The following is a 19,111-nucleotide window of genomic DNA, read 5'->3' as shown; positions in this document are numbered from 1 at the left end:
GGCTGCTCGACCTCCCGGTCTCTCTAGCGCTCGACCTCGCGCAGGAAGTCGAGGATGAGCCGCGACCACTCCTCGGGGCGCTCCACCGGAACGAGGTGACCGCTCTCGAGCTCGATCAGGCGAGCCCCGGCGATGCCCTCGGCGAGCCGGCGCTGCACGCCGATCGGGATGATGCGATCTTCGGTCGTGCCGATCACGAGCGTCGGCACCGTCACGCGGGCGAGGTCGGCCGAGACGTCGGCCCGGCCGAAGAGCTCGAACTGCGCGGGCGCACCCGGCTCGGGCGACTGCGCCTCGGACTCCGCCATCGAGCGGAGCGCCTCGATCGACATCGCCCCGATGGTCGACGGGCGGAGTGAGAGCATCAGGAGCAGCTTCGAGAGCAGCTCGCCGTCGCCGCTCGCCCCGATTCCGCCCGAGACGTCGGCCGCGAACTGCATGTAGCTGTCGGGCCGGTCGAAGCTCGCCGTGAGCACCAGCGCGGTCACCCGATCGGGATGACGCACGGCCGCGCGCACCGCGACGGCTCCGCCGAGCGAGAAGCCGACGACCGGAAAGGTCTCCAGCCCCTCGGCCACGGCGGCCTCCACGACGGCATCGGCCAGGAGATCGAGCGTCAGCTCTCCGGTGGCCGGCAACGATCCCCCCGACCCCGGGTAGTCGACCCCGACGACCCGGCGTTCCGCGGCCAGCGCGGGGAGGATGCTCCCGTAGTGCGCGGAGACGGTTCCGCCGGCGCCGTGTGCGAGTGCGAGACCGGCGTGCCCAGCGCCCAGCGCTGTGTGGTGGAGGTCTGTCATGGGGAGATCCAATCTTTCTGAAGCAATTACTAAAGAAAGGCTAGCGGTATTTCGTAGTGATCGTTACATTGTTGTTGCGCCGGCTCCCCGCCGGTGAATCGAGCAAGGAGAAGACATCATGAGCACCCTGAAGATCACCGTCCTCGGCGGCACCGGCTACGCCGGAAGCGCGATCGCGCGCGAAGCGGTGGCCCGCGGGCACGCGGTGACATCGGTGAGCCGCAGCCTGCCGGCCGACGACGCACGGATCGAGGGCGTCGACTACCGCACCGGCACGATGACCGATCCCGACTCCCGTCGCTCCTCCGTGGTGGGCGCCGATGTCGTGATCTCCGCCCTGTTCCCGCGGGGTGAACTCGCCGGAAACCTCGCCGAGGTCGACGCCGAGCTGGCCAGGGCCGCAGCGGCAGCCGGCGCGCGCTTCGGCGTCGTCGGAGGGTTCAGCGCCCTGCGAACCGAGCCCGGCGGCCCCCGGATGGCGGAGCAGGGCGACCTCGGCATGCCGCCGGAGTTCGTCGCCGTGGTCAAGGAGATGATGGCGGTGCTCCAGAAGCTCGAGACGCTGGAGCCCGGAATCGACTGGTTCTACGCCTCCCCGGCAGCCCAGTTCGGCTCACACGTTCCGGGTGAGGCCCGAGGCGAGTACCGCGTCGGCGGAGACGTCGCCCTCTTCGACGCCGAGGGCGTCTCGGCCATCAGCGGAGCCGACTACGCCTCCGCCGTGCTCGACGAGATCGAGCAGCCGCGGGTGCACCGTGCCGAGTTCGGCGTCGCCTACTGACGCGCGTAGGAGTCGGCCGCGTCCTCCTCGTCCCACGACGGCATCAGGTCGTCCTTCTTTCCCCGGATGAGGAAGAAGGCGATCACCGACGCGAGGATCATCGCGATACCGGAGGCGACGAACGCGGCGACGTAGCCCTCCGTGAAGGCGGTGAACTGGTCGGCCCCGCCGTCGAGGGAGCCCGTGACCGCACTGGCGTAGATCGCGGTGAAGATCGCCAGGCCGATCGAGCCTCCGATATGGAAGGCCGAGTTCACGGTGGCCGACGCGACGCCGGCATCCTCGGCCTCGACGCCGATCAGGGCGAGGTTCTGCAGTGGAACGAACAGCTGCGCGAGCCCGATCCCGAGGAGCACGAGGCCGGGGAGCACCTGCGTGAAGTAGTCGCCGTCGGGCGTGATGCCGACGAACCAGAACAGGCCGGCGGCGCAGAACAGCGGCCCGAGGATCATCAGCGGACGCGGCCCGAACCGGTTGAGCGCCTTGGTCACGAACGGACTGCAGAGGAAGATCACGACGGTCATGCCGACGTTCGCAAGCCCGGAGATGAAGGGGCTCATACCCAGCACGATCTGGAAGTGGAACGTGAGGTAGAGCATCGAGCCGATCATGATCGCGCCGACGACCGCCTGGATCAGGAACGCTCCTCCTCGCACCGAGTCGAGGATCACACGCAACGGGAGGAGCGGCTGAGCGATCTTCGATTCGATCAGGATGAACAGCGCGAGCAAGCCTGCGCCGAGGGCGAGGAACCCGATGGTGTCGACCGAACCCCAGCCGTGCTCGGCGAGCGTGAAACCGTAGACGAGTGCGGCGAGCCCGAAGGTGACCGTGATCGCACCCCACACGTCATAGCGGTTGTTGCCTTCTGCCTTGCTCTCCGTGAGCAGCAGCGCGCCGCCGATGAGACCGATGATCACGAAGACGACGTTGACCAGCAGGCACCACCGCCAGGAGGCGAACTCGGTGAGCACCCCACCGAGCACGAGCCCGATGGCGGCACCGGTGCCGGCGACCGTGCCGAAGATCGCGAACGCCAGGTTCCGCTCCTTGCCGTGCGTGAACATCACGGTCACCATCGCCAGCGCGGCGGGGGCGAGCATCGCGGCGAAGGCGCCCTGGATGCCGCGGGCGACGATCAGCTCGACCCCCGACTGCGCGAGACCTCCCCAGGCCGAGGCGATGCCGAAGCCCACCATGCCGACCATGAAGGTGCGTTTGCGGCCCCAGTAGTCGGCGATGCGGCCACCGAGCAGGAGCAGCGAACCGAAGGCCAGCGCATAGGCGGTGACGATCCACTGCCGCTGCACATCGGTGAGCCCGATCTCGAGCTGCGCCTGCGGCAAGGCGATGGTGACGATGGTGGTGTCGAGCACGACGACGAGCTCGGTGAGCGCGAGGACCGCGAGAGCCCACCAGCGCCTGGTGGAACTGCGCACAGCAGTAGACATGAAAAAAGCCTCCAGGCTTCTCAGGGAGTGAGTTGCTGGAGGTTTCAAGCCTCGGATCTCCGTGCAGCACAGCCGCACCCGACCCCCCGCAGCGTCGAGCTGGGCAGGCTTGCAGTTTATCAGGGTTTACATGCAGGCATGTAATGTTTGGGAGGTGCGCGCGAACAACCGAACCACGATCCTCGATGCCGCCATCCGCGTCTCTGCTCGAGACGGTGCCGCGAGACTGACGTTGGAGGCGACGGCCGACGAGGCCGGACTCACGCGCGGCGGGATGACCTATCATTTCCGGGATCGAGAGTCGCTGGTGCGGGCGATGTACGAGCACCTCGCCGCCCAGTGGGAGGCGCAGCTCGCCGCGACCGCCGGCACGAGTGCCGCCGAAGCCACCCAGGAAGAGCGGACGGCGGCATACATCACGCTCGCCACGACGTCCGCCACGAGCGCGGAACTGGAACTGATCCATGCCACGGCGGACGACCCCGCCCTGCACGAACCGCTCGACCGGGTGCACGAGCGGTGGACACCGTCTCCCGAGGATGCCGCCCGCGACTCCGCGATCCGGCAGCAGTTCATCGCCTGCCTCGCCGCCGACGGCCTGTGGTCGTACGACGCCATGAGCAGCCGGCCGATCACATCGGCGTTCCGCGCCGAGCTGACCCGCCAGATCGCCGACCTGGCGAAGTCGGTCCGAGAAGCATGATCGCGCACCTCAGCGGCACCGTCCTGCAGCTCTCCCCTCGCGGAGCGATCATCGACACCGGAGGGGTCGGCCACTCCGTGGAGCTCACCGCCTCTCACGCCGCAGCACTCACCGTCGGTGCCGCGGTCTCGATGCCGACCGTCCTCGTCGTACGCGAAGACGCCCTGACGCTGTTCGGCTTCGCCGGCGATGACGACCGCACCGTCTTCGAGCACCTCGTCACGGTCACCGGAGTCGGGCCACGATCGGCCCTGGCCACCCTCGGCGCGCTCGACACCGCGAGCATCGCGACGGCGATCGAGAGCGATGACGACCGGCCCTTCCGCACGGTTCCCGGGATCGGCCCGAAGACGGCGCGGCTGATCGTGATGAGCCTGAGGGGAAAGCTGTCGTTCCTCGCCGCGGACACCCCGGAGTCGGAGCCGGCACCCGTCGACACGCCGGCCCGGGGCGAGGCCCTGAGTGCACTGCTGTCGCTCGGCTGGAAGCCGAAGCAGGCCGCTCTCGCGCTCGAGACCGTCTTCACGGCCGATCCCGCGCGGGCGGAGAGGATGACCAGCGCCCTGCTGATCAGGGCTGCGCTCGCCGAGCTGACCTGATCCGACCCTGATCTCCTCCGCACCGGCTCGGGTCACGGAGCCTCCGGAATCCACTCCTCGGCGAACAGATCGGCCACGCTCGAGTCGAGCGGTTCCACGACCACCTGGGCGGCGTCGATGGAGGTGAGGATGCGCTCGGCTCCGCCGATCGACGCCGCATCGATCTCGAGCACGAGGGCCGAGTGGTTGCGCTTCAGGGAGTAGCCGAGCCTCGTCAGCTCACGATCGGGGAAGCCCGCATCCCGCACTTTCGTGGCGAGCACGCCCAGGCCGCTGCCGGCGAGCATCCCGAGCGGGCCGCCGATGATGCCGATCAGACCACCCACGAGGGCACCTCGCCCCGACCCCCAGTCCTTGGTCTCGACGAAGGCGGGGCTGCCGTCGGGCTTCACGTGCAGGATGGCGACATTGCCGACGTGGCCGGCGAAGGCGCCCGCGATGGCGGCCGCCGCACGGGCCCCGCCATCCGGAGTGGGGAACGAGGCGGCGAGGATGCGGCGCCCCGTCAGGTCGGTGGTGGTCTGGTTCGCGGTGGTCATGATGACTGCTCCAATCCGCCGGTGCGCTTCACCGGCCGTCTGCCACCAAGGTTCGCCGACGGCCGTCGGCGGCGCGTCGTCGCATCGCACCGTCCTGGGTACTGCAGACGCAGTACCAAGGACAGTCCCACGGGAGGATCCGCCGAGCCACGCCCCACGGGAGGCTGGACTCACCACCCCGACGAGAGGATCAGACCATGACCACCCCGCACGCCATCCGCCCGAGCACCACCGACCGTGCCGCAGCGACCGGCGACCTCGTGTGGGGCTCGCCCGAGAGCAAGCTCTGGGTGGCCAGCCGCGACGGCGAGTTCGCGGGCTTCGTCGAGTTCGTCGACGGCCACTACGCCACGGTCGACGGCACCGGCCAGAGCCTGCCGCCGCGGGCGACCCTCGCCGAGGCCAAAGCGGCGCTCGCCAACGGAGGCGTCGAGCCGGGCCGCCCCCGCGGTGCGCGCCTGCTCGCCCTCACGGCGGTGGGCTGCGCGGGGGCGGCGCTCACGTCGCTCGCCGTCGCGCTGCACATCCTCCCGCTGTGAGGGATGCGCTCCACTCGTCATCGAGACGAGCGCCGGCCGCCACAGGGGCCGGCCGGCGAGACAGGTCAGGGCAGTAGTGCGGCGGGCCTGAGCAGCAGGAACGCTTCATCGAGCAGCACCCGAGTCGAGACGGCGCCGTCGCGGTGCACCCACTCGGCAGACGACACGTCGAGACAGGTCAGGGCAGAGAGCGTGATCGCCCGCGCGTGGTACTGCCGTTCCTCGTCGGGGCCGACCAGGGCTTCGGCGACCAGAGGCACGAGAACGGTCATCCAGGCCAAGTGCTTCTCGGTGTTGCGGGCGCGGAGAACCGGAGTGGAGATCATGACCCGCATGGCTCGCAACGCCCGTTCAGGATCCGACTCCGTCGTCTCGATCACCGATTCGAACCCTGCCCGCAGTGCCTCCCAGATCGGCATCGATCCGATCGCCTCGGCGAGACGCCGGCGAACCGGTTCGCCGTAGATCATCGGATCTCCCAGGACGACGTCCTCCTTCGAGGCGAAGTAGCGGAAGAAGCTGCGGGAGGAGATGTCGACGGCCGCGGCGATCTGATCGACGGTGGTCTCATCGAAGCCCTGCTCGTCGAACATCACGAGCGCGACCTCGGCGATCTGCTGGCGCACGGCGTCGCGCGTGCGCTGGCGCAGCCCGCCCCCCGGTGTCCTGGTCTCGCTCACGGCCACAGCATACCGCGCATGTTCTGTCACCGACTGACAGATAGTGCATATACTGACAGGAGTGATGGCCCCCGACAAAGGGATTGTCGCGACCGAACAGAAAGGCACAATCATGCAGATCCGCACACTCGGCCAGCAGGGCCTCAGCACATCCGCCATCGGCTACGGCTCCATGGGAATCTCCCTGGCTTACGGCCCCGGCGATTCGCGGGGAGGCATCGCCGCGATCCAGAAGGCCTACGAGCTGGGCGTGACCCATTTCGACACCGCCGAGATGTACGGCTGGGGCGAGAACGAAGAGATCGTCGGTCGCGCCGTGCGGCCCTTCCGCGACGACGTGGTCATTGCGACGAAGTTCGGGTTCACCGCGCCCGACTACGGCCTGAACAGCCGGCCCGAGCACATCCGCGCCGTCGTCGAAGGCAGCCTGCGCCGTCTCGGCGTCGAGCAGATCGACGTCCTGTACCAGCACCGCCAGGACCCTGATGTCCCCGTCGAGGACGTCGCCGGAACGGTGAAGGAGTTCATCGAGGCCGGCACGGTGAAGTACTTCGGCCTCAGCGAGGTCGGACCCGAGACACTGCGGCGGGCACACGCCGTGCAGCCCGTCTCGGTGCTCCAGACCGAGTACTCCCTCTTCGAACGCGAGGTCGAGGTGGTGTTCCCCGTACTGAAGGAGCTGGGTATCGGCTTCGTCCCCTACTCGCCTCTCGGGCGCGGGTTCCTCACCGGTACTGCGAAGCCGGCCGCCGACTACGACGAGACCGACATGCGCCGAGGGGATGCCCGCTGGCAGCCCGGGAACTTCGAGAAGAACGTCGAAGCCACCCGTCGGCTCACCGAACTCGCCGCGTCCAAGGGCGCCACCGTCGCGCAGCTCGCCCTGGCCTGGCTGCTCGCGCAGGGGGAGCACATCGTCCCGATCCCCGGCACCCGCAGCGCCGAGCGCGTCGCGGAGAACGTCGGTGCCGCCACGCTCGACCTCACCGCGGGCGATCTCGCCCGCATCGAGGAGATCCTCCCCACGGGAGGGTTCTTTGGCTCTCGCTACCCGGAGGACAGGAACCCCGACTGGAAGTAGTCACTCGACCGGCCGGAGGCGCGGGACCCACGACGGGTCCCGCGCCTCCGGTTCTGTTCCTGAGCGATGCGCCTCAGTAGGCCACGCTGACCTGCTGGCGCCGGTGGGACGGCTGGTCGATCTCGTCGACGATCGCGAGCGCGAAGTCGGCCCCGCTGATCGCCGAGACGCCGTCGGCGTCGAAGATCGCCACCTCGCCGCCGAGGCGGTAGCGGCCGAGCGTCTCACCGGGGGCGTAGGAGCCGAACTGCTGCGCCGGCGAGAAGAACACCCAGTCGAGCGACTCGGGCGAGGCGAGCAGCTCGCCCAGCACGGTGTTCATCTGGATGGCCTCGGAGGCGAACTCGGGGGGCAGGCCGTCGCCCTCGGCGAAACGCACGGCGCCCTCCTGCGGCCGCAGCGAGCTGAAGCCGCCCACCACCACGAAACGGACACCCTTCGCACCCGCCAGCGCGGCCAGCTCGCGGTCGACCTCGACGATGCGGCCGTCGAGCTCACCGCGCGGCGACAGCGTCGACACGAGCACGTCGGTGCCCTCGACGGCGCGGGCGCGCATCTCGGGGTCGGTCAGCGAGCCGGTCTCGTACGTCACACCGGGAACCCGGGCGTCGCCCTCGGGCACCGAGCGGCTGTACGACACCACGTCGAATCCGCGGGATGCCGCCTCCTTGACGACGGCGCTGCCGGCGTAGCCGGTTCCTCCCACGACGGTGATGCGGGTCATGTGTCACTCCTCTTCTTCGTCGACCGGGTCAGCCCGGTTCGATCTGTTGCTTCGGGTCTTCACCAGCTACGCTAAACGCAATAGTCACCATTGGGAAGTAGGCACTTTTTGGTAACCATCGACCTTCCGACAGCACCTCCCGAGGGAGTCGGGTACAGCATCGATCCGTACGCGGCCGGCTGCCCGAGCCGCCGGCTGCTCGACCGGATAGGCGACCGGTGGACCGTTCTGGTGGTGGGCGTTCTGGCCGACGGGCCGCAGCGGTTCTCCGACATCCGTCGCGCCGTCGAGGGCGTGTCGCAGAAGATGCTCACCCAGACCCTCCGCGGCCTGGAACGCGACGGCCTGGTGACCCGCATGGTGTACGCCGAGGTGCCCCCACGGGTGGAGTACGAATTGACCGAGGCCGGCCACACCCTGCAGGAGCCGCTCAAAGCCCTCGAGCGGTGGGCCGTCGATCACTTCGGCCAGGTGGTGGCCTCCTGGCAGAGCTACGACTCGCGCGGCGAGTGATCCGGCCCTCAGCTGTCGAAGTCGGTGCTCCGGCTGACAGCCTCCCAGCGGTCGACCTCCTCGCGCAGGGCGTCGAGCGCGGCCCGGAACCCGTCGGACGCGTCATTGCCGAGCAGCAGCATGTACGGTGCCTCCCCCGATTCCACGGCCTCGATGAGCACGCGGGCGGCTTTCGCCGGATCTCCGGGCTGGGTGCCGTGAACCGTGTCGTTCTCCTTGCGACGCTGCCCGGCCGTGGCGGCGTAGTCGGCGATGGGGGTCGCCGACTGGGTGAGCGACCGGCCGGCGAAATCGGTGCGGAACCCGCCGGGCTCGACCACGGTCGCCACGATGCCGAGCGGTGCCAGCTCCTTGCGCAGCGACAGCGTCAGCGCCTCGATCGAGGCCTTCACGGCCGCGTAGTAGCCCGAGCCCTCCGGCGCGATCCTGGCGCCGATCGACGACAGGTTCACGATGGTGCCCGAGCGCCGTTCCCGCATGGCGGGCAGCACGGCCTTGATGGTGCGCACCGACCCGAACAGCTGGGTGTCGAACAGCTGCCGCACGGCGTCGTCCTCCCCCTCCTCCACGGCGGCGCGGTAGCCGTAGCCGGCGTTGTTCACCAGCACGTCGATCGCTCCGAAGCGCTCGACGGCGGCGGCCACCGCGCCGGCGACCTGGCCGTCGTCGGTGACGTCGAGGGCGAGCGCGAGCGCGGTCTGCGGGTGGGAATCGGCCAGATCCTGAACCCGCGAGGCCTCCCGGGCGGTGACCACGGCATTGTGCCCGCTCTCGAGCACCGCCTCCGCGAGGGCGCGGCCGAGTCCGGTCGAGCAGCCGGTGATGAACCAGGTGGACATGAGTTCTCCTCGGTGCGGACACGATCGATCAGCCGTGCCCCGCGACTTGCGAACCTACGCCGGCACTACCCAAACGGCGCGACCCGTGGTTACGTGAGGAGCGGAGGCCAGTCATGCAGCGCATAACGATCACCGTGAGCGACACCCCGCATCCCCTCGCCCAGGGCCAGAACATCGCCGACATCGAGGCCGCGGCCCTCGAGGCGGTGCGCGGGGGCGGCGACATCGTGAGGGTGACTCTCTACGGCAACCGGGAGCTCGCCATCCTGGTCTCGCCGGGCGTGCCGATCACCTTCGAGGTGGCCGAGGTCGAAGAAGAGACGCGCGACGACGGCGACCTCGGCCACCCGTTCGAGCCCTACTCCGCCTTCGACGACGAATACCCGATGTAACGGATGCGCGGGGTTCCGCCCGCGGCGGCTCGCGCGCGGCGGCTCGGCTCAGCGGGTCGCGTCGGCTCGGCGGCTCGACTCAGCGGGTCGCGAGCGCGATCTGCAGCAGCGCCTCGGTGAGCTCGAGGTGCCAGCGGGCCTGCCGCAGGTCGGCTCCCCAGGCGTAGATTCCGTGGTCGGCCACGATCAGCGCCGGAACCTCGGCGACCTGCTCAGTGGCCGGCAGGTAGACGCGCTCGAAGTCGCCGCCGAGCACCCGCATGTCCTGGTGGTTCTGCACCACGGGGATGACGACCCGTTCGCCGTGCGCCGAGTGCCCGATGCCCTTCAGCATCTCGAGGTCGTTCAGCTCGACGCCGTCGGGCCAGCGGTGCCCGGCGCGCACCGCGGCGAGGGCGTGCACGTGGATGCATGCCCCGGCCCCCGTGACCGCGGCCACCCGGGCGTGCAGCCCGGCCTCGGCCGACGGGCGCCGGGCGAGGCCCAGCTCGTCGGTGAGTCGGGCCGAGGTGTCGTCGGTGGCCCACTCGCCGTTATCGTCGACGATCACCACGTCGGACGCCGCGAGCTCGCCCTTGTCGAGCCCCGAGGCGGTGACCGCGAGGCGCAGCGGATCGCGGCCCAGCGTCACCGAGAGGTTTCCGGCCGTTCCCGGCATCCAGCCCCGCGCCGCGAAGCGCGCCGACTCGGCGGCCAGCGCCGCGCCGGCCGCGGTGAGCGTCTCGGCGGAGAGCCCGGCTGTCACGGCGCCACCACCTCGACCTCGTCGAACGCGCCCACCACGGCGGCGTCGCCGAAGTCGGCCTCGAAGAACGGCTCGCCCTCACGCGAGAACGCCACCACCTGCCATCCTGCCGCGCGGGCGGCCTCGACCTCGCCCGGGTTGTCGGTGAAGAACACCAGTTCGCCCGCTGGCACGCCGAGGGTGGCGGCGATGGCGTCGTACGAGGCGGCCTCCTTCTTCGGGCCCGCCTTCACGGTGTCGAAGAAGTCGGTGATCAGCGGCGTCAGATCACCCTCCGGCGAGTGCGCGAACCACGGCACCTGCGAGGCGATCGACCCCGAGGAGAACACCGCGATCCCCACGCCGTGGGCGTGCCAGCCGCGCAGCGTGCCGATCACGTCGTCGAAGAAGTGCGACGAGATCTCGCCGCGCTCGAAGCCCTCGGCCCAGATCTGACCCTGGATGGTCTTCAGCGGGGTGGCCTTGACGTCACGTTCCATCCACTCGTGCAGCACCGCCACGACGGCGTCGGTGCTCGCATCCGACGGCAGGGATGCGTCGCGCAGCACCTGCGAGCGCGCCTCGGCGATGGCCGGGTCGTCGGCGTGGTCGTCGATCCAGGAGGCCAGACGGGGGCGGGCGTAGTCGTACAGGTCGCCGAGGATGAAGCCGGCGGCGCTCGTGGTGCCCTCGATGTCGACCACCACGGTGCGGGCGGTCACCATCAGCGGGTCGGGGGTGGGGGCCGGCGGGTTCTCTTCGGTCACGGTCGTTCCTTCTCGTCGGGGGCGTCGGGGGCGTCGGGGGCTGGAGCGGCGGGGTCGCTGACAGCGGGAGTGCGCTGGCCGGAGGCAGGCTCGCCGGTGAGCACGTGGTGGCGGGCGAGGTCGAACAGGCGCACCGAGGCCTCGCCCAGCACCGCTCCGGGAAGCGACTCGATGTCGGCGGCGTGCGAGAACCCCACGGCCCGGCGCAGCTGCTCCACGCCCGCGAACCGCCAGGCGTCGCGCTCGATGGCCGCGAGGCTCGCCTCGTCGAAGCCGGCCGACCGCCAGACCCCGGCGAACGCGGCCCGGCTCGTCTCCACGGCCGACAGCCGGGCGGCGGCGAGCGCCCCCTGACCCACCGCGTCGGCGGCGATGGCCGCGAGCTCGAGGTTGGCCCAGAACAGCCCGAGATCCATGCCGATGGGCCCCACGAAGCTGAACTCCGGGTCGAACACCACCACGCGTTGCGCACCGTCGCGCCGCCCGATCATCACCGAGCCGGTGTGCAGGTCGCCGTGGATGAGCGCCTCGTGGCGGGTCTGGAAGTCGTGGCGGATGCTCGCGACGGCCTCGCGCATCCGTTCGTCTCGGTAGAGCCCGCGAACCCGGTCGTCCAGGGCCGGGTGCCAGTGGTTGTGCTCGTGCTCGCGATAGGGCTCGTCGAGCACCACGTCGAGGGTCATGCGGCAGAGCTCGGGGTTCGCGGCCGTCTCGACCAGGGCCGCGTGCGCCTCGTCGCCGAGCACACGCGACGAGGTCGAGGCGGCCAGCTCGCCGACGAAGCGGCCCACCACGCGGCCGAGGTCGGCATAGTCGATGTCGACGGATGCCGCGCCCGACACCACCTGGCGCACCAGCGCGTCGCGCAGCACACCCAGATCGCTCAGGTCTTCCATCACGAGCACGTAGCGATCGGGGTCGAAGGCCACGATGTCGGGGATGGAGTCGGGCACCCGCAGCGCCAGGCGCTCGTACGTGCGCGCCTCCGAGACGATGCGGCCGGGGTCGACGGGCCACTCGGGGCCCACCACCTGCACCCACGGCGGTGCCTGCTTCACCGCGAGGCTGCCGAGCGGGCCGCGGGCGATGAACACGCGGTTCATGTTGCCGGCCGTCACCTCCAGCACGGCCACGTCGGCCGCGTCGTCGGCCAGCCGGTCGAGGAGTCCCGCGCCCGAGAGGTAGGTGACCACGTCGTCGCGGTCGACGAGCAGTTCGTAGGGGGCGGTCATCGCGCCGCCTCCGCCCCGGGCGCAGCCGAGTCAGGCGCAGCCGCCGTCTCGCCCGACGCGAAGTACTCCCCCACGCGTGCGGGCTCGAACGCACCCCGATCGGTCACGATGCGGCTCACGAAGCGCGGCGGCGTCACGTCGAAGGCGGGGTACCAGGCGTCGGTCACCAGCGTCGACGCGGTGCGCCGGCCCAGCGTGTGCAGCACCTCCGCGGGGTCGCGCTCCTCCACCACGATGTCGGCCGCCGTCGGGGCCCCGGCATCCGGAGCCTGCACGAGCGCGTAGAACGGCACCTCGAAGGCACTCGCCGCCACCGCCAGCCCGAGCGTGCCCACCTTGTTCACCACGCTGCCGTCCATCGCCACGCGATCGGCGGCGGTGACGAGCGCGTCGATGCGGCCGATCGTCGACCCGGGGGCGAGCGCTGCCGCACCCATGCCGTCGGTGATGAGCGTGACGTGCTCGCCGAACTCGGCGAGGGTGTGCGCGGTGAGTCGGGCGCCCTGCAGGTAGGGCCTCGTCTCGGTGGCCACCCAGTCGAACCGCTTGCCGGCCTCACGCGCGGCGCGCACGAACTCGATCAGGTAGGTGTCCATCCAGCAGTGGGTGAGGATGCGCGCGCCGTCGGGCAGCAGCTCGGCCGTCGCGGCACCGAGCCGGCGGCTGCGCTCGCGGTAGAGGCGGGCGCCGCTGTGCGCCGACTCCACCGCGGCCTCCACGACGGCGGCCGTGGTCGCGGCGTCGCCGGCTCCGGATGCGCGGGCCTCCGAGAGCGCGGCGTCGGTCGCGGCGAGCACGCGGTGCACCGCCTCGTGGGGGTGGATGTTCGTGGGCCGCGCGGCCACCAGCGCAGCGCCGGCCGCGCGCATCCGTTCGATGGCGACGCCGGGTTCGAGGCCGGCCACCTGCTGCGCGGTGAGTTCCATTCCGGCGAAGGCGGCGAACAGGGGGCCGGAGCTCTGCGTGACCATGCTCCGGATGGCCTCGGCCACGGCCTCGGCGTCGGCCGCCTCGACCCAGCTCACGGTGTCGGGGAACACCCGCCGGTCGAGGATGCGGACGACGCCCGACGCGACCCGCACGGAGTCGTCGAGCACGGGGATGATGTCGGTACTGGTGGTCATGTCGTCCCGTCGGTTCTCGCTCCTGAGGATACCGTGCGACGGTGCGAGGACGACTCGTGGAGGCCGGGCCCGCGCCCTAAGCTGTGTCTGACGACAGGGGGCTCAGTGAGCGAATCGAACGGCCAGGGGCCGACCGCAGGATGGTACGACGACCCAGCCGGGTCCGGGGGGCTCCGCTGGTGGGACGGCGGGGAGTGGACGGATCACATCCAGCCCGCCGCGCCGCAGACCACGACGCCGGGCGCCGAGACGCCGAATGGTACGGCGCCGGACACCACGACGCCGGATGCCGGGCCGTCGGGCGCGACCTCGGATCCGGGCTCGGACTCCGCGATCGACGATCTCGAGACCACCCGCCTCACGCCGCCGAGCACCGCCTCCCCCGCCGCCGAGACGTCTGAGGCCTCCGGCGACTCGACGCCGGCCGTCGACGCACCGGCCGCACCGGCCGCACCGGCCGCACCGGCCGAGACCACCACCGACGCCTGGGCGCCCGCCGCCGCAGAGTCTGCCACCGCAGAGCCCAGCACCCCGGAGCCCGCCGCCGCAGAGCCCGATACCTCAGCTCCGGCCACGGCCGAGCCCACCGACGCCCCCGCGCCGCCGGCTCCCGTCACCACGCCCGTGCAGAGCGCCTCGTCCGAGTCGCGCCCGCCGCAGCCGGCGTTCCCGCTGCCCGAACCCGCCCAGCCGGTCACGCCCCCGAGCGCACCCCAGGGCGGCTACCCGCAGGCCGGCCCGCCCTACCCGGGCTACCCGCAGGCCGGTCAGCCGCATCCGGGCTACCCGCAGTCGGGCCAGGCCCACCCCGGCTACCCGGCGCAGACCCCGCAGCAGAACCAGCCGCACCCCGGCTACCCGCAGCCCGGGCAGCAGCAGCCCGGCATCCCGCAGCCCGGCGGAGCGCAGCAGCAGTACGCCTACCCGTCGGCCCCGGCCTACGGCGGCTACCCGGCGACCGAACCCCGCAAGGTGGGCCCCGAGACCCCGGTGTACGGCCCGTTCATCTGGGTGATCGTGCTGCTGCCGCTCCTGAGCCTGCTGCTGCTGCCGCTGTCGTTCACGGGCCTCGAGGACTCGATGCGGTACGACATCGACTCCTACGGCACCTACAGCTCGGGTGCGTCGGGCGGCGCACTGCTCGCCCAGGGCATCGCCACCGTGTTCGGCTGGCTGCTCTACGGCGCCGGCGTGGTGCTGGCGTACTTCGACCGCAAGTGGCTGCTCAGCAAGGGCTTCGACCGGCCGTTCCACTGGGCCTGGGGCTTCCTCAGCGCGGTCTACCCGATCGGTCGCTCGGTCGTGGTGCGCCGCCGCTCGGGCCGCGGGATCGCCCCGATGTGGGTGACCATCGGTGTGATCGCACTCAACATCGTGATCGCCATCGGCGTGGTCGTGTGGGTCGTGGGCCTCAGCGTCTCGATGTTCAACACGGGCGGCTACACCTACTAGGCCGCCCCGGGTCGCCTGAGCGCGCCGGTCGACTCCGGCGCGCTCGGTTCCGGATGCCGCGGGCCGACGTCCAGCGCCTTCGCGCACTCCCCGGCCCCGCCGACGTGGTGACGAGCCCGCAGGCGTCCTGCGGTGCTCGTAGCGCACACCCTGCACCCGAGCCGCAGGCGCAGCACCCGAGGCGCGGCCTAGGCGGGGGTGTCCCCCGCCACGAGCGCCCGCAGCTCGTCGAGGTCGGCGATGACGTGAACCGCTCCGGCCGCACGCAGGGCGCGGTCGTCGCCCGGCGCATCCGTCACCGCCACCGGAAGATAGCCGGCGGCCGACGCCCGCCGCAGGTCGTCGGCGTCGTCGCCCACGAAGTACGCGCGCTGGCGCGCCGCCCGGTGCCGCAGCATGGGCTCGAGGGTGTCGCCGAGGCCGGCCTCGACGGAGTTCCACACCGGCGGCACCTGCAGGGCGCGCTGGTCGAACCGCACCGCGGCGGCCGACGCCACCGTCAGCACCCCGAGCCAGGCGCCGTCGGCGGCGAGCTCGCGAAGGCACTCCGCCGCTCCACCGCGCAGGTGCGACCGCGACTCGGCAAGGCCCGCGTTCCACTCCGCCTCGGCCTCGGCGATGTCGTCGGGCTCCACGCCGAGCCGCTCGAGCAGTTCGGCCAGCGGCAGCCTGAAGCGCCGCGCGAACTCGGCCTCGCCCAGGATGCGCAGGCTGCGCCGGGCCAGCACGCCGTTCAGAGCGGCGTGCGCCCGGTCGGAGTCGATCACGATCGTGCCGTTCCAGTCGAACAGCAGCATGGTGTCGGCGAGCGGTCCCGCTGAGACAGCCGCGGCGGATGCCCGCACCCCGGTCGGCACGCTCGTTCTCGTCACCACGGCCGACCCCCTTAACGGGAGTCCAGGCGAAGCCCCCACTGCGTGGCTCTCATCCTCCAGCGCCGCCCCCACCGGGGGGCTGGGCGCGCGCCGACGCCCAGGTGAACGGCGGGTGAAGAACTGGCGCCACCGGATGCCGCCCTACCGGGCGGGCCCCCTCGGCCGACGCCGTCGAGCGCGGGCCAGCCGGCACCTCGATCCGCCGCGCGGCGGGCGCGCACCCGCGGTCAGCAGCTGTCGTACACGTGCCCGCGCGTGCCCAGGGGCGCGAGCTCGCGGTCGCGCAGCACCATGGCCGCCGGCCGCGTCGGGTCGGCGCACGCCTCGGCCCAGGTGCCCCGCAGATGCCCGGAGTACTCGATGTCGACCACCTGGTCGCCGTACACGCTCGTGTAGCTGGCGCACTCCTGGAACCGCTGGCACTCCTCGGCCACCGCGAAATCGAACCCCAGCTCGGCGTGCCCCCTGGCCGCCAGCTCCGGCGTGTTCTTCTGCCCCGCCGCCAGCCCGTTGGCGTGCGCCACGTCGACCAGCAGGTGCGCCAGCTGCATCGCCTCGTCGAGCCCGAACGCGCCGCGGCTGCGGGTGTAGGAGTCGAGGTTGTCGAACTCCACCGCGTCGAAGCCGCTGCCCGCGCAGCCCGCGATGGTCACGGCGATGCGATCGGCGATGGCAGCCCGGTTGTCGGGCGTGGAGATGTCGAGGATGCTCTCATCGGGCCAGCCCGGGTCGGTGACCGGCTTGCCCTTGGCATCGTGCAGCACGAGCACCTCGGGCCAGTTCGACTCCGGCTGGGTCTGGAAGCCGTTCACGTAGCAGATGTTGTAGAGCCCGGGCACGGGGGCGTCGTCGCTGTCGCGGGCCACCACCGTCACGGCCGCCGCGGGCTCGTACGCTCCGCCGAGCTGGTAGTCCACCACCGCACCCGCCGGAATGGGGCGGATGACGGGAGCCACCGGGGCGGGCGCCTCCGTGGGCGTCGGCGTCACCGACGGCGTGGGCGACACACTCCCGGACGCCGCGGTGTCGCCACCGGCATCGCTCTCTGCGGGAGCGGCGCAGGCGGCGAGCGCGAGCATCGTCAGCACGGCCACTGCGGCCAGGGAGACACGACGACGGAAGGCTGCGACCACGTGCCCGATCGTAGTCGGCCCCGCTGCGCCGCGGCTTCGAACACCTGGGCCTGTGCACGAAGCGGCTCCGGTCACCGTCCTGTGCACAACCGGGCTCACCTCACACCAGCCCCGCACCGTAGGCGAAGATCACGGCCTGCACGCGGTCGCGGAGCTCCAGCTTCATCAGCACCCGCCCGACGTGCGTCTTCACCGTCGACTCCGACAAGAAGAACCGCGCCGCGATCTCGGTGTTCGTCAGCCCCTCCGCCATCGCCACGAGCACCTCGCGCTCGCGCTCCGTGAGAGTGCCGAGCCGGGCCGTGCGCCCCTCGTGCGGCGAACCCGGCGCGGCGGAACGGGCATCCGTCGCCGGCTCACCGGGGGCCGGCAGCTGCGGCCCGAACAGTTCGAGCAGCTTGCGCGTCACCCGTGGGGAGACCGCGGCGTCTCCCGAGGCCACCGCGCGGATGGCGGCGACGAGTTCCCCGGGCCGGGCGTCTTTCAGCAGGAACCCGCTGGCGCCCGCGGCCAGGCCCGCGAAGGCGTACTCGTCGAGATCGAAGGTGGTGAGGATGATGATGCGGCTGGCCGGGTTGGCCGCCACGATCGCGCGGGTGGCCTCGATGCCGTCCATACCGGGCATCCGCACGTCCATCAGCACCACGTCGGGGGTGAGCCGGGCCGCCGTCGCCACCGCCTCGCCGCCCTCGCCAGCCTCCCCCACCACCTCGAGGTCGTCGTACGACTCCAGCACCATCCGCATGCCCAGCCGGATGAGCTGCTGGTCGTCGACGAGCAGCACGCGGATGCGGGCGGCGCCGGCGGACCCGGCCTGGGTGAACTCGGTGTCGGTCACGATGTACCTCTTTCAGTCTCGGTGGGGCGAACGGATGCGGGCGCCCCGTCGGCAGCCCCGAGCCGCGCGGCCACCCGCCAGCCGCGCGTGCCGATCGGCCCCGCCGCCACGCTGCCTCCGTGCACCTGCACCCGCTCACGCAACCCGATGAGACCGCGGCCGGAGCCCTCGGAGGCCGCCCCGCGACCGGGCTCGAGCCCGTCGTCGACGATCTCGATCGAGACGCCGGACGCGTCGTACCGCACCTCCACGTCGACGCGGTCGACCCCGAGCGCATAGCGCAGCGCGTTGGTGAGCGACTCCTGCACCACGCGGTACACCGTCAGCTGCAGCACCGGATCGGCCGGCGGGTCGCCCACCGCGGTGAACCGCACCGGCAGGCCGGCCGCCCGGAAGGTGGCGATGAGCGCCGGGAGGTCGTCGGCACCGGGCTGTGGCGCCAGGGAGGCGGGCGCGCGGGAAGCCGGCCCGGGGCCCGGCCCCGCATCCGTCGACGACCCCGACCCCGGCTCGGCGAGCACGCCGAGCGAGCGACGCATGTCGGTGAGCGCCCGCCTGGCCGTGATGCCGGTCTGCCGCACGGCCTCGGTGGCCGACGCCGGGGCGTCGCCCGAGCGCGCCAGGCTCGCCTCGGCGCCGTCGGAGAGCGCCACGATCACGGTGAGGCTGTGCGCCACGATGTCGTGCATCTCGCGCGCGATGCGGGCCCGCTCCGACGCCACCGCGAGCTGTGCCCGCTGGTCGCGTTCCCGCGCCAGCTGGGCGGCCCGGGCGAGCAGCGCCTCGATGTAGCGGCGGCGGTTGCCGAAGGTGATGCCCACGAGCGTGGCGATGGTGGCGAACAGCGCCGCCAGGATGCCGAACGCGATCGTCGCCACCGGGTCGCCGCCCGACTGCACGGAGATCGACACCACCGACGTGGCAACCGTGGCGGCGGTCGCGATCCACGCCGACCGGGTCGAGCGGTACACGGCGAGCGCGTAGATCGCGACCAGAGCCGGGGTGAAGTCGAGCTGGAGGCCGTGCGGAATCGGCACGAGCATCGAACCGATGCAGATCGCCGCCGTGATCACGGGAACGTGACGCCGGAACAGCAGCGCCACCGAGACCCCCGCGGTCGTGTAGAGCAGCAGTGCCGGCAGCAGCGGGCTCGAGGCGAGCGGCCCCTCCCCGATCGGCCCCAGCCCCGTCAGCACGAGCACCGCGATCACGAGGGAGTAGATGCTCATCGGCACGGCGTACAGCGCGGCGATCGCACCGTCGAGCAACCACGGATACCGGTTGAAGAAGGAGCGGATGAACCCGGGCGGTTTGGGCAGCTGCAA

Annotated in this window: 22 protein-coding genes; 8 read left to right on the top strand and 14 right to left on the bottom strand. The window is 71.5% G+C overall.

Annotated features, from left to right (window positions below; translation table 11 throughout):
* Nucleotides 1-23: 23 nt before the first annotated feature.
* Nucleotides 24-800 carry an alpha/beta fold hydrolase gene (locus tag ACEXOR_RS01640; RefSeq protein ID WP_374847648.1) on the bottom strand — a complete coding sequence of 259 codons (777 nt, stop codon included), beginning with the start codon at nucleotides 798-800 and terminating at the stop codon, nucleotides 24-26.
* Nucleotides 801-918: 118 nt separating this feature from the next.
* Between ACEXOR_RS01640 and ACEXOR_RS01635 the strand changes: the two genes are divergently transcribed.
* Nucleotides 919-1,581: an NAD(P)-dependent oxidoreductase gene (locus ACEXOR_RS01635; protein WP_374847647.1), complete on the top strand. Its 663-nt coding sequence runs from the start codon at nucleotides 919-921 to the stop codon at nucleotides 1,579-1,581.
* Here the strand turns inward: ACEXOR_RS01635 and ACEXOR_RS01630 are convergent.
* Nucleotides 1,575-3,032, bottom strand: a complete 1,458-nt coding sequence (locus ACEXOR_RS01630; RefSeq protein ID WP_374847646.1) for an MFS transporter — start codon at nucleotides 3,030-3,032, stop codon at nucleotides 1,575-1,577. The genes ACEXOR_RS01635 and ACEXOR_RS01630 overlap by 7 nt on opposite strands.
* A gap of 154 nt (nucleotides 3,033-3,186) precedes the next feature.
* Between ACEXOR_RS01630 and ACEXOR_RS01625 the strand changes: the two genes are divergently transcribed.
* Together ACEXOR_RS01625 and ruvA are read left to right on the top strand one after the other, a co-directional pair.
* Complete coding sequence (locus tag ACEXOR_RS01625) at nucleotides 3,187-3,735, top strand: TetR/AcrR family transcriptional regulator (RefSeq protein WP_374847645.1); 549 nt, start codon at nucleotides 3,187-3,189, stop codon at nucleotides 3,733-3,735.
* Nucleotides 3,732-4,334 carry a Holliday junction branch migration protein RuvA gene (gene ruvA, locus ACEXOR_RS01620; protein ID WP_374847643.1) on the top strand — a complete coding sequence of 201 codons (603 nt, stop codon included), beginning with the start codon at nucleotides 3,732-3,734 and terminating at the stop codon, nucleotides 4,332-4,334. Before ACEXOR_RS01625 ends, ruvA begins: the two co-directional genes overlap by 4 nt.
* Nucleotides 4,335-4,366: 32 nt before the next feature.
* Here the strand turns inward: ruvA and ACEXOR_RS01615 are convergent, their stop codons facing one another.
* Complete coding sequence (locus ACEXOR_RS01615; RefSeq protein ID WP_374847641.1) at nucleotides 4,367-4,873, bottom strand: DUF1269 domain-containing protein; 507 nt, start codon at nucleotides 4,871-4,873, stop codon at nucleotides 4,367-4,369.
* 197 nt (nucleotides 4,874-5,070) lie between these two features.
* Between ACEXOR_RS01615 and ACEXOR_RS01610 the strand changes: the two genes are divergently transcribed.
* Nucleotides 5,071-5,412 (top strand): hypothetical protein, encoded by a 342-nt coding sequence (locus tag ACEXOR_RS01610; protein WP_374847639.1) that lies wholly within the window; start codon nucleotides 5,071-5,073, stop codon nucleotides 5,410-5,412.
* 65 nt (nucleotides 5,413-5,477) lie between these two features.
* On the opposite strand, the gene ACEXOR_RS01605 is transcribed toward ACEXOR_RS01610, so the two are convergent.
* Nucleotides 5,478-6,206, bottom strand: a complete 729-nt coding sequence (locus ACEXOR_RS01605; RefSeq protein WP_374847637.1) for a TetR family transcriptional regulator — start codon at nucleotides 6,204-6,206, stop codon at nucleotides 5,478-5,480.
* Between ACEXOR_RS01605 and ACEXOR_RS01600 the strand changes: the two genes are divergently transcribed.
* A complete protein-coding gene (locus ACEXOR_RS01600; RefSeq protein WP_374847635.1) occupies nucleotides 6,205-7,173 on the top strand; it encodes an aldo/keto reductase in 969 nt (322 codons plus the stop codon). The two genes, ACEXOR_RS01605 and ACEXOR_RS01600, sit on opposite strands and share 2 nt — an antisense overlap.
* A 73-nt stretch (nucleotides 7,174-7,246) precedes the next feature.
* On the opposite strand, the gene ACEXOR_RS01595 is transcribed toward ACEXOR_RS01600, so the two are convergent.
* Nucleotides 7,247-7,897 carry an NAD(P)-dependent oxidoreductase gene (locus tag ACEXOR_RS01595; RefSeq protein ID WP_374847633.1) on the bottom strand — a complete coding sequence of 217 codons (651 nt, stop codon included), beginning with the start codon at nucleotides 7,895-7,897 and terminating at the stop codon, nucleotides 7,247-7,249.
* A gap of 108 nt (nucleotides 7,898-8,005) precedes the next feature.
* On the opposite strand from ACEXOR_RS01595, the gene ACEXOR_RS01590 reads away from it, so the two are divergent.
* A complete protein-coding gene (locus tag ACEXOR_RS01590) occupies nucleotides 8,006-8,410 on the top strand; it encodes a winged helix-turn-helix transcriptional regulator (RefSeq protein WP_374847631.1) in 405 nt (134 codons plus the stop codon).
* A gap of 8 nt (nucleotides 8,411-8,418) precedes the next feature.
* On the opposite strand, the gene ACEXOR_RS01585 is transcribed toward ACEXOR_RS01590, so the two are convergent.
* A complete protein-coding gene (locus ACEXOR_RS01585) occupies nucleotides 8,419-9,249 on the bottom strand; it encodes an oxidoreductase (RefSeq protein WP_374847629.1) in 831 nt (276 codons plus the stop codon).
* Nucleotides 9,250-9,362: 113 nt separating this feature from the next.
* Between ACEXOR_RS01585 and ACEXOR_RS01580 the strand changes: the two genes are divergently transcribed.
* Entirely contained in the window at nucleotides 9,363-9,641 is a 279-nt protein-coding gene (locus tag ACEXOR_RS01580) for a hypothetical protein (RefSeq protein WP_374847627.1), read from the top strand.
* A gap of 79 nt (nucleotides 9,642-9,720) precedes the next feature.
* On the opposite strand, the gene mtnB is transcribed toward ACEXOR_RS01580, so the two are convergent.
* From mtnB to ACEXOR_RS01560, 4 genes are read right to left on the bottom strand one after another with little or no spacing between them, the layout of a single operon-like run.
* The gene (gene mtnB / locus ACEXOR_RS01575; RefSeq protein ID WP_374847625.1) at nucleotides 9,721-10,386 is read right to left on the bottom strand and encodes a methylthioribulose 1-phosphate dehydratase; all 666 of its coding nucleotides are present in this window, start codon (nucleotides 10,384-10,386) and stop codon (nucleotides 9,721-9,723) included.
* Nucleotides 10,383-11,132: an acireductone synthase gene (gene mtnC / locus ACEXOR_RS01570; protein WP_374847624.1), complete on the bottom strand. Its 750-nt coding sequence runs from the start codon at nucleotides 11,130-11,132 to the stop codon at nucleotides 10,383-10,385. Before mtnC ends, mtnB begins: the two co-directional genes overlap by 4 nt.
* Nucleotides 11,129-12,364 (bottom strand): phosphotransferase, encoded by a 1,236-nt coding sequence (locus ACEXOR_RS01565; RefSeq protein WP_374847622.1) that lies wholly within the window; start codon nucleotides 12,362-12,364, stop codon nucleotides 11,129-11,131. The genes mtnC and ACEXOR_RS01565 overlap by 4 nt, the downstream gene beginning before the upstream one ends.
* Nucleotides 12,361-13,488, bottom strand: coding sequence for a translation initiation factor eIF-2B alpha/beta/delta subunit family protein (locus tag ACEXOR_RS01560; protein ID WP_374847621.1), 1,128 nt, complete (start codon nucleotides 13,486-13,488; stop codon nucleotides 12,361-12,363). Before ACEXOR_RS01560 ends, ACEXOR_RS01565 begins: the two co-directional genes overlap by 4 nt.
* A gap of 105 nt (nucleotides 13,489-13,593) precedes the next feature.
* On the opposite strand from ACEXOR_RS01560, the gene ACEXOR_RS01555 reads away from it, so the two are divergent.
* The gene (locus ACEXOR_RS01555; protein WP_374847619.1) at nucleotides 13,594-14,940 is read left to right on the top strand and encodes a DUF2510 domain-containing protein; all 1,347 of its coding nucleotides are present in this window, start codon (nucleotides 13,594-13,596) and stop codon (nucleotides 14,938-14,940) included.
* A gap of 188 nt (nucleotides 14,941-15,128) precedes the next feature.
* Here the strand turns inward: ACEXOR_RS01555 and ACEXOR_RS01550 are convergent, their stop codons facing one another.
* The 4 genes from ACEXOR_RS01550 to ACEXOR_RS01535 form a co-directional block, all read right to left on the bottom strand.
* Entirely contained in the window at nucleotides 15,129-15,815 is a 687-nt protein-coding gene (locus ACEXOR_RS01550; RefSeq protein ID WP_374847617.1) for an HAD family hydrolase, read from the bottom strand.
* Between the two features lie 227 nt (nucleotides 15,816-16,042).
* Nucleotides 16,043-16,948, bottom strand: coding sequence for an endo alpha-1,4 polygalactosaminidase (locus tag ACEXOR_RS01545; RefSeq protein WP_374847616.1), 906 nt, complete (start codon nucleotides 16,946-16,948; stop codon nucleotides 16,043-16,045).
* Nucleotides 16,949-17,048: 100 nt separating this feature from the next.
* On the bottom strand, nucleotides 17,049-17,693 hold the full coding sequence (locus ACEXOR_RS01540) for a response regulator (protein ID WP_374847683.1): 645 nt from the start codon (nucleotides 17,691-17,693) through the stop codon (nucleotides 17,049-17,051).
* A gap of 89 nt (nucleotides 17,694-17,782) precedes the next feature.
* A complete protein-coding gene (locus ACEXOR_RS01535; RefSeq protein ID WP_374847615.1) occupies nucleotides 17,783-19,111 on the bottom strand; it encodes a sensor histidine kinase in 1,329 nt (442 codons plus the stop codon).

The sequence above is a fragment of the Herbiconiux liangxiaofengii genome, from assembly GCF_041927335.1.
Lineage (GTDB): Bacteria > Actinomycetota > Actinomycetes > Actinomycetales > Microbacteriaceae > Herbiconiux > Herbiconiux liangxiaofengii.
The sequence above is the reverse complement of the archived record's forward strand: the minus strand, read 5'-3'. Positions and strand labels throughout refer to the sequence as shown.

What these genes read in the sequence shown, in the direction of transcription:
- ACEXOR_RS01640 (WP_374847648.1), bottom strand. Translation starts at nt 800, where the DNA reads ATGACAGACCTCCACCACACAGCGCTGGGCGCTGGGCACGCCGGTCTC.
- ACEXOR_RS01635 (WP_374847647.1), top strand. Translation starts at nt 919, where the DNA reads ATGAGCACCCTGAAGATCACCGTCCTCGGCGGCACCGGCTACGCCGGA.
- ACEXOR_RS01630 (WP_374847646.1), bottom strand. Translation starts at nt 3,032, where the DNA reads ATGTCTACTGCTGTGCGCAGTTCCACCAGGCGCTGGTGGGCTCTCGCG.
- ruvA (WP_374847643.1), top strand. Translation starts at nt 3,732, where the DNA reads ATGATCGCGCACCTCAGCGGCACCGTCCTGCAGCTCTCCCCTCGCGGA.
- ACEXOR_RS01615 (WP_374847641.1), bottom strand. Translation starts at nt 4,873, where the DNA reads ATGACCACCGCGAACCAGACCACCACCGACCTGACGGGGCGCCGCATC.
- ACEXOR_RS01610 (WP_374847639.1), top strand. Translation starts at nt 5,071, where the DNA reads ATGACCACCCCGCACGCCATCCGCCCGAGCACCACCGACCGTGCCGCA.
- ACEXOR_RS01600 (WP_374847635.1), top strand. Translation starts at nt 6,205, where the DNA reads ATGCAGATCCGCACACTCGGCCAGCAGGGCCTCAGCACATCCGCCATC.
- ACEXOR_RS01605 (WP_374847637.1), bottom strand. Translation starts at nt 6,206, where the DNA reads ATGATTGTGCCTTTCTGTTCGGTCGCGACAATCCCTTTGTCGGGGGCC.
- ACEXOR_RS01595 (WP_374847633.1), bottom strand. Translation starts at nt 7,897, where the DNA reads ATGACCCGCATCACCGTCGTGGGAGGAACCGGCTACGCCGGCAGCGCC.
- ACEXOR_RS01585 (WP_374847629.1), bottom strand. Translation starts at nt 9,249, where the DNA reads ATGTCCACCTGGTTCATCACCGGCTGCTCGACCGGACTCGGCCGCGCC.
- ACEXOR_RS01580 (WP_374847627.1), top strand. Translation starts at nt 9,363, where the DNA reads ATGCAGCGCATAACGATCACCGTGAGCGACACCCCGCATCCCCTCGCC.
- ACEXOR_RS01565 (WP_374847622.1), bottom strand. Translation starts at nt 12,364, where the DNA reads ATGACCGCCCCCTACGAACTGCTCGTCGACCGCGACGACGTGGTCACC.
- ACEXOR_RS01560 (WP_374847621.1), bottom strand. Translation starts at nt 13,488, where the DNA reads ATGACCACCAGTACCGACATCATCCCCGTGCTCGACGACTCCGTGCGG.
- ACEXOR_RS01540 (WP_374847683.1), bottom strand. Translation starts at nt 17,693, where the DNA reads ATGCGGATGGTGCTGGAGTCGTACGACGACCTCGAGGTGGTGGGGGAG.